General features: G+C 69.6%; 5 protein-coding genes. 3 read left to right on the top strand and 2 right to left on the bottom strand.

The genetic code is table 11. The features are described from left to right. Positions 1-82: 82 nt before the first annotated feature. The 3 genes from icmF to ATM97_RS28100 all read left to right on the top strand — a co-directional run bounded on the left by icmF (position 83) and on the right by ATM97_RS28100 (position 4,916). Positions 83-3,304 carry a fused isobutyryl-CoA mutase/GTPase IcmF gene (gene icmF, locus ATM97_RS28090; protein ID WP_218721208.1) on the top strand — a complete coding sequence of 1,074 codons (3,222 nt, stop codon included), beginning with the start codon at positions 83-85 and terminating at the stop codon, positions 3,302-3,304. Between the two features lie 81 nt (positions 3,305-3,385). Then, complete coding sequence (locus ATM97_RS28095; protein WP_255588552.1) at positions 3,386-4,474, top strand: amidohydrolase; 1,089 nt, start codon at positions 3,386-3,388, stop codon at positions 4,472-4,474. A gap of 34 nt (positions 4,475-4,508) precedes the next feature. Next, positions 4,509-4,916 (top strand): DUF3224 domain-containing protein, encoded by a 408-nt coding sequence (locus tag ATM97_RS28100; RefSeq protein WP_218721209.1) that lies wholly within the window; start codon positions 4,509-4,511, stop codon positions 4,914-4,916. Between the two features lies 1 nt (position 4,917). Here ATM97_RS28100 and ATM97_RS28105 read toward each other — a convergent pair whose 3' ends face one another. Both ATM97_RS28105 and ATM97_RS28110 read right to left on the bottom strand, forming a co-directional pair. Further along, the gene (locus ATM97_RS28105) at positions 4,918-5,667 is read right to left on the bottom strand and encodes an SWIM zinc finger family protein (protein WP_218721210.1); all 750 of its coding nucleotides are present in this window, start codon (positions 5,665-5,667) and stop codon (positions 4,918-4,920) included. After that, a partial coding sequence (locus ATM97_RS28110; RefSeq protein ID WP_218721211.1) for a DEAD/DEAH box helicase occupies positions 5,667-8,140 on the bottom strand: 2,474 nt, incomplete at its 5' end. The genes ATM97_RS28110 and ATM97_RS28105, both read right to left, overlap by 1 nt.

The following is an 8,140-nucleotide window of genomic DNA, read 5'->3' on the forward strand; positions in this document are numbered from 1 at the left end:
TTTCGCGCCGGAGTGACGCAGTTCATACTACAATTAGTTGGACGTCCTAGTATTGGTCGTACTATCTGCTGCGGAGGCAGTCATGAGCGAGTCCAGCGCCCTGCATGTGCCGGTCCATCCCGTGCGATTCGTGACCTCGGCGGCTCTGTTCGACGGGCACGACGCGGCGATCAACATCATGCGGCGCATCCTGCAGGCCCAGGGCGCCGAAGTGATCCACCTCGGCCACAACCGATCGGTGCGCGAGATCGTCGACGCGGTGATCGAGGAGGACGTCCAAGGCGTCGCGGTCAGCTCGTACCAGGGCGGGCACATCGAGTTCTTCGAGTACCTCGCCACGGCCCTGCGCGAGGCGGGCGCGGGCGACGTGCGGATCTTCGGCGGGGGCGGCGGCGTGATCGTCGCCGAGGAGATCGAGCGGCTGGCGCGCGTCGGCGTGCGGATCTTCTCCCCGGAGGACGGCCAGCGCCTCGGTCTGCCCGGCATGATCAACGAGCTGGTCCGGGTGTGCGATGTCGACCGGGCCGCCACCCCGCCCGACCTCGATGCCCTCTACACCGGCGACCGGAATGCCCTGGCGCGCACCATCACCTGTCTGCAGCAGGGCGCGCTGTCCACGCCGGACCGGGCGGCGATCCTCGCGGCGGCGAGCAAGCGCCGGGTGCCGGTGCTCGGCATCACCGGCACCGGCGGCTCCGGAAAGTCCTCGCTCACCGACGAATTGGTGCGCAGGCTGCGGACCGACCAGCAGGACAAGCTGCGCATCGCGGTCCTCGCCGTTGACCCGACTCGGCGCCGGGCGGGCGGCGCACTGCTCGGCGACCGCATCCGGATGAACGCGCTCGACGGCGACCACGTGTATTTCCGTTCGCTGGCCACCCGCGGCAATCACGAACTGCCCGACGACATCGACACCATGATCGCCGCCTGCCGCGCCGCGGGCCACGACCTGGTGATCCTGGAGACCCCGGGCATCGGCCAGGGCGACGCGGGCATCGTCGACCACGTCGACGTGGCGCTGTATGTGATGACGCCCGAGTTCGGCGCCGCCTCCCAGCTAGAGAAGATCGACATGCTCGACTACGCCGACGTGGTCGCGATCAACAAGTACGAGCGCCGTGGCGCGGCCGACGCGGTCCGCGACGTGGCGCGCCAATTGATCCGCAACCGGGCCGAATTCGGCGCGCAGCCGGCCGATATGCCGGTCTTCGGCACCAGCGCGGCCACCTTCGACGACGACGGCGTCACTGCTCTCTATCAGCACCTGACCGTGCTGCTCGCCGAACACGGACTTCCGCTCGAGCAAGGCGCGCTGCCCCGCGTCGACACCAAGGTCTCCACCCGGTTCGCCCAGCTCGTGCCGCCGGCACGGGTCCGCTACCTGGCCGAGATCGCCGAGACCGTGCGCGACTACCACGCGGACACCGTCCGGGACGTGGCCGCGGCCCAGCGCATTCAGCGCCTGCGGCTGGTGCACGACGAACTGCCCGACGACGCCGCCGTCGCCGACCTGCTGACAGCCGCGCGCAGCGACCTCTCCCCCGCGTCGGCCGCGCTGCTGGCCGAATGGCCCGCCGTCACCGCGAGTTACGCGGGCGAGGAGCAGATCGTGCGGGTCCGCGATCGCGAGATCCGCACCCCGCTGCGGCGCGAGTCACTGTCCGGCTCGAGCATCCCCCGCGTCGCCCTGCCCCGCTACACCGACGACGGCGAACTGCTGCGTTTCCTGCGTGCGGAACATCTGCCCGGCCGATTCCCCTTCACCGCAGGGGTTTTCCCGTTCAAGCGCGACAACGAGGACCCGGCCAGGATGTTCGCCGGCGAGGGCGATCCGGCGCGCACGAACCGGCGGTTCAAGGTCCTCAGCGCCCACGCCGAGGCGACCCGGCTGTCCACCGCGTTCGACTCGGTCACCCTCTACGGCCACGATCCGGCCGAGCGCCCCGATATCTACGGCAAGGTCGGCACCTCGGGAGTCTCGGTGGCCACCATCGAGGACATGCGCACGCTGTTCGACGGTTTCGACCTGTGCGCGCCGACGACCTCGGTGTCGATGACCATCAACGGACCGGCCCCGACCATCCTCGCGTTCTTCCTCAATACCGCGATCGACCAGGCGCTGGACCGCTTCACCGAGGCCGAGTGCAGGCCGCCGACCCCGGACGAAGCCGCCGAGGTCAGGGCGCGCACGCTCGCGACCGTGCGCGGCACCGTGCAGGCCGACATCCTCAAGGAGGACCAGGGGCAGAACACCTGCTTGTTCTCCACCGAGTTCAGTCTGCGGATGATGGCCGACGTGCAGGAATGGTTCGTGCGCAACGACGTCCGCAATTTCTATTCGGTGTCGATCTCCGGGTATCACATCGCCGAAGCGGGCGCGAACCCGATCAGCCAGCTCGCCTTCACGCTGGCCAACGGATTCACCTATGTGGAGACCTATCTCGCCCGTGGACTGGCGATCGACGACTTCGCGCCGAATCTGTCGTTCTTCTTCTCCAACGGCATGGACCCCGAATACACCGTGATCGGCCGGGTCGCCCGGCGGATCTGGGCGGTCGCGATGCGCGACCGCTACGGCGCGGGCGAACGCGCGCAGAAGCTGAAGTATCACGTGCAGACCTCGGGCCGTTCGCTGCACGCACAGGAAATGCAGTTCAACGACATCCGCACCACCCTGCAGGCGCTGATCGCGGTCTACGACAATTGCAACAGCCTGCACACCAATGCCTTCGACGAGGCGGTGACCACGCCCACCGAGGATTCGGTGCGGCGCGCGCTGGCCATCCAGCTCATCATCGCCAAGGAATGGGGGCTGGCGGTCAACGAGAATCCGCTGCAGGGCAGTTTCGTCATCGACGAGCTCACCGACCTGGTCGAGGAGGCGGTCCTGCTGGAATTCGAGCGCATCAGCGAACGCGGCGGCGTGCTCGGCGCGATGGAGACCGGCTACCAGCGCGGACGCATCCAGGACGAGTCGATGCGCTACGAACAGCGCAAACACGACGGTTCCCTGCCGATCGTCGGAGTGAACACCTTCCGCGGTCACGGCGACGACGCCGCGCACGGCCCGCTGGAATTGGCCCGCGGCACCGAGCGGGAGCGCCGCTCCCAGCTGGACCGGTTGCGCACGTTCGTCGAGGAGAATGCCGAACAGTCCCATCGCGCGCTGGCGCGATTGGCCGAGGTCGCCCATACCGACGGCAATATCTTCGAGGTGTTGATGGACGCGGCGCGGGTGTGCACCCTACAGCAAGTCACCGATACGTTCTTCGCTGTCGGTGGTCAGTATCGACGGACCGTCTGAAGCGATCGCCGCGAGCACGAATCCAGCCACACCCGGCACCCGCGTGTGACAATTGCCGCCAGCACACTGCCAGCGGCGGCGATGGGACGTACAGCAATGGACCTGACCGACCTCGACATCATCGATGCGCACATCCATCAGTGGGACCCGCGCACGACCCCGCGCGAATTCAGCAAGCTCGCCACCCTGCTGCGCTATCTGCCGCTGTCGATCGATATCGCGGCGAAGCTGGCGCCCCGCCGTGACCGGGAATTCGTCGGCGATCCCACCGCCTATACCGGCCCCTATCTGCCCGCCGATTACCGCACCGACCTGGGGACGACGGCGGTGCGCGGCATCGGGCACTGCGAAGTGGAATGGACCGGCTGGAAGCCCGACGAGACCCGGTGGGTGGCCAGCCTGCCGTTCGGCGTCGACACCCCGCCGCTGAGCCTCATCGTGGGGGCGGCCGATCCGGCCGCCGCGGACTTCGGCGCGGTGCTCGACGCGCATCAGTCGGCCTCGCCGCTGCTGCGCGGCATCAGGACCATGGTCGCCCACCACCCCGACCCGGCCGTGAAGTCGTTCGCGGCGCACGACGGCCACCTGACCGCCCCCGCCTTCCTGAACGGCTTCGGCCTGCTCGCCGAGCGCGGCCTGTCCTTCGACGCCTGGGTCTATTCGGGACAGCTGGCCGAGGTGACGGCGCTGGCCGAGCGATTCCCCGAGGTCACCATCGTGCTCGACCACCTGGGCACGCCCGCGGGCATCTTCGGGCCGGTCGGCAAGGACACCGGGCACACCGCCGCCCAGCGCGGCGCCCTGTTCGACCGCTGGCGCGACGACCTCACCGATCTGGCCGCCCAGCCGAATGTGGTGGCCAAGGTCAGCGGCCTGATGATGCCGGTCCTCGGGCACCCGGTGCCGCCGCGCGGGGTCCCGACACCGGTGCCCACCCTGATCGACCGGGTGCGACCGCTGCTCACCCACGCGCTGACGGCCTTCGGCGCCGACCGGCTGATCTGGGGCTCCAACTTCCCGGTCGACAAGCCGATCACCAGCATCACCGGCGCGGTCGAGACCGTGGCGAGCGTGCTCACCGACGCCGGGGCGAGCACCGAGGACCTGCGGAAGGTGTTCGGCGGCAATGCCGTCCGGATCTACCGCATCGACACGACAGCGCAGCGGTGACCGCGGTGTCGGTGGCCCGGTTTAGCATCGCCGCATGAAAGCAACCGGCACGTTCGAAGTCACCGCGTTCGACCCCACCGACCTGCAGCCCCAGCCGCCCATCGGCACCGGGCTCCCGGTCGGCGTCACGCTCATGACGAAGGTCTACGCCGGCGAGATCACCGGCACCTCGGCGACCCTGTTCACCGCGGCGTTCGACATGTCCACCGGCGCGGGCACCTACATCGCCATGGAGTCCTTCGAGGGCACCCTGGCGGGCAAATCCGGCGCGTTCAACTTCGTCCACTCCGCCACCACCGGCGGCACCGATCGCACCGACGAGTTCTTCCACATCGTCCCCGCCAGTGGCACCGGCGAACTCACCGGCATCACCGGCACCGGCGCCCTCTACGTCGATTCCACCGGCGGCCACCACATCTGGTTCGACTACGACCTGCCCTGACTCAGCTGTCGAATTCCTGGTACAGGGAACGTAATTCGCGCAGGCCGGTCGCCGCGGTCTGTTCGTCTTCGGTGGACATGCGCAGGGCCCGGCGGAGGGGGACCGGGTCCAGGTCCTCGATGACGGCGCGGAATTCGATGCGGGGCAGTTCGGGGAGGTCGAGGTCGTCGCCGTAGGGGTCGGCGGATTCGGTGGTGCGGGTGGACTTCTCGACGCCGCCGATAAGGGTGTCCAGGTCGAGGCCGCGCAGGGTGAGGATTTCGCTGGGCTGCTCGTCGAGGCGTTCGGCGAGCAGGTAGCAGACCGCGGCGACGTGTTTGCACGGCCAGCCCATGTCCGGGCAGCTGCAGGAGAAGTCGAGTTCGGACGCCGTGGTGGGCAGCAGGTGCGGGCCCAACGCGGGCGGCAGTGCGCCGGAGGCGATCTCGGCGAGCATGCCGGGTGCCTCCCTGATCTCGGCGAGCAGCAGCTCGATCTCTTCCGCACGCAACGGCCGCAGCGCCAGCACCGAGGTGAACGGGCTGGGCTGGCTGCCCTGCACCTCGGCGGTGACGGCACCGCGCTCGATCCGGTAGTTCACCACCTGGCCGACCCTGGCGTAGGTGCGCCCGCGCGAGAGCCTGCCCGCGTCGGCGACCTTCTCCACCGCCTCCAGCAGGGACCGGCCCCACCAGGTCCGGCCGAACCCGCCGCGCGCCTGGGCGCCGCCGGTGACCGGTCGGCGCGGTCCGAACTGACTGAAATCGGCCACTAGTCGCCCACCGCCTCGGCACCGAGGGTGAACAGGTCACGCAGTTCGTCGGTGCTCAGTTCGGTGATCCAGTTCTCGCCCGCACCGACGGCCAGGTCGGCCAATTGCTTCTTCCCGCTGATCATCTCGTCGATGCGCTCCTCGATGGTGTCGACGCAGACCAGCTTGCGGACCTGCACCGCGCGCTGCTGACCGATCCGGAACGCGCGGTCGGTGGCCTGGTTCTCCACCGCCGGGTTCCACCAGCGGTCCAGGTGGATCACGTGATTGGCGGCGGTGAGGTTGAGCCCGGTGCCGCCCGCCTTGAGCGAGAGCAGCATCAGCGGCGGCCCGTTCTCCCTCTGGAACCCGGTCACCATCTCGTCGCGTCCCTTCTTGGACACTCCGCCGTGCAGGAACGGGATGGGGGTACCGAAGCGCTCGGTGAGGAACGGCAGCACCAGGTCGCCGAATTCCCGGAACTGGGTGAACAGCAGGGCCTTCTCACCGTCGGCGACGACCGCGTCGAGCACGTCCTCGACCAGGGCGAGCTTGCCGGAGCGGTGACTGCCGCGACGCAGGATCGGCGAACCGTCGCCGAGGTAGTGCGCGGGATGATTGCAGACCTGCTTGAGTCTGGTCAGCGCGCCGAGCACCGCGCCCTTGCGGGCCATGCCCTTCGCGTCCTTCAACTTGGCCAGCATGTCGTCGACCACCGCCTGATAGAGCGCGGCCTGTTCGACGGTGAGGTTGGCCCGCACCGTCATCTCCAGCTTCTCCGGCAGATCGCTGATGACCGCCGGATCGGTCTTGAGCCTGCGCAGCACGAACGGGTCGGTGATCAGGCGTAACCGCTCGACGGCCTGCTGATCGCGTTCGCGTTCGATCGGCACGGCGAACCTGGCCCGGAACGACTGCGGACTGCCCAGCAGTTTCGGCATGGCGAAGTCGAACAGCGCGCGCAGTTCCTCGAGGCGGTTCTCCACGGGGGTTCCGGTGAGCGCCAGCCGATGTCGCGCCGTGAGCGCGCGCGCCGCGCGCGACTGGCGGGTGGCGGCGTTCTTGATGTGCTGGGCCTCGTCGAGCACGATCCGCTCCCACCGCTGCTCGCCGAGCAGGGTCGCGTCGCGGGCCAGCAGGGCGTAGGTGGTCACCACCAGATCAGCGTCGGCCACGGCGGCAGCGAATTCCGGGCCGGTGAGCCGCGAAGGGCCGTGGTGGACGAGCACTCGCAGATCGGGGGTGAACCGTTGCGCTTCCCGCTGCCAGTTGCCGACCACCGACATCGGGCACACCAGCAGGGTGGGGCCGACCCGATCTCCCGGGTCGGCCCGTCCGGTGCCGACCGCGGCCGATTCGCGCTCGTGCGCGAGCAGAGCCAGCACCTGCACCGTCTTGCCCAGGCCCATGTCGTCGGCCAGGATCGCACCGCAGTTGAGCCTGCTCATCGTGGCCAGCCAGCTCAGCCCGCGCTCCTGGTAGGGCCGGAGCTCGGCCTTGAGGCCGACCGGCACCGGGACCGGCTCGGGTTCGCCTTCCCCGGCGAACAATTCGGCCGCCCAGCCGACGGCGGTGACCTCGGTGACCGGCACATCGTCGACGCGTTCGGCGGCCAGTTCGCCGATCATGTCGGCCAGGGTGATCGGTGTGTCGTCGGCGTGCAGGGCCACATAGCGGGCGGCCGCGGCCAGCGCCCGATGGTCGGCCTGCACCCATTCCCCGCGCAGCTGCACGAGATCGGACTTGCTGCGGATCAGCCGCTCCATCTCGGCCTTGGTCAGCACCAGGTCGCCGAGCGCCAGTTCCCACCGGTAGGACAGCAATCCGCTCAGCCCGACCGTGGTCTCGGCGGCGGCCGGACTGCTCACCCGCAGCCGCATGCTCGGCTCGGCGATGTTCCAGGCGCGCGGCAGCAGCAGGCGGATACCGGCTTCCTGCAGAGCGTGCGCACCGTGCGCGACCAGGTCGGCGACGACCGCGGTGGGCAGCAGCAGGTCGAGTCCGCGCGGGTCGGTGGGCAGGTCGCGCAGGCGCGGATACGCCTTGCGTGCGTGCCCGAGTTTCTCCGCGGCGGTCCGGACCAGGACCGGGTCATCGTCGAGGACAACGGGTTTGGGCGCGTCGTCGACCGGGCGCAGGCACACCTGCAAGCGCCACAGCGCCACCGATTCGTCGACGGCGCCGAACTCACCGTCGGGTTCGCACAGGCGCAGCACGAGTTCCGGCTCGTCGGCGGCGTAGCCGGCCCGCCACTGCCCCAGGGTCTCGGCCAGCCGGTAGGAGCCCGCCTCGAGCGGGGTGTCGCCGACCAGCGCCCGCAGCATCGGGTGGGTCATGGTGCGGTGGGCGAGGTACTCGCGCGCGATCGGGTCGGTGAGCTCGGTGACGAGGTCGTCCAGCACGGCCGACGGCGACCCGGCCACGCGCAGCGCGGCGGGCATCGCGGCGGCCAGCTCGGCCAGCCACGCCCGCTGCCGCTGCCCGCCGACCAGCC

The sequence above is a fragment of the Nocardia sp. MH4 genome, assembly GCF_019266065.1.
Lineage (GTDB): Bacteria > Actinomycetota > Actinomycetes > Mycobacteriales > Mycobacteriaceae > Nocardia > Nocardia canadensis.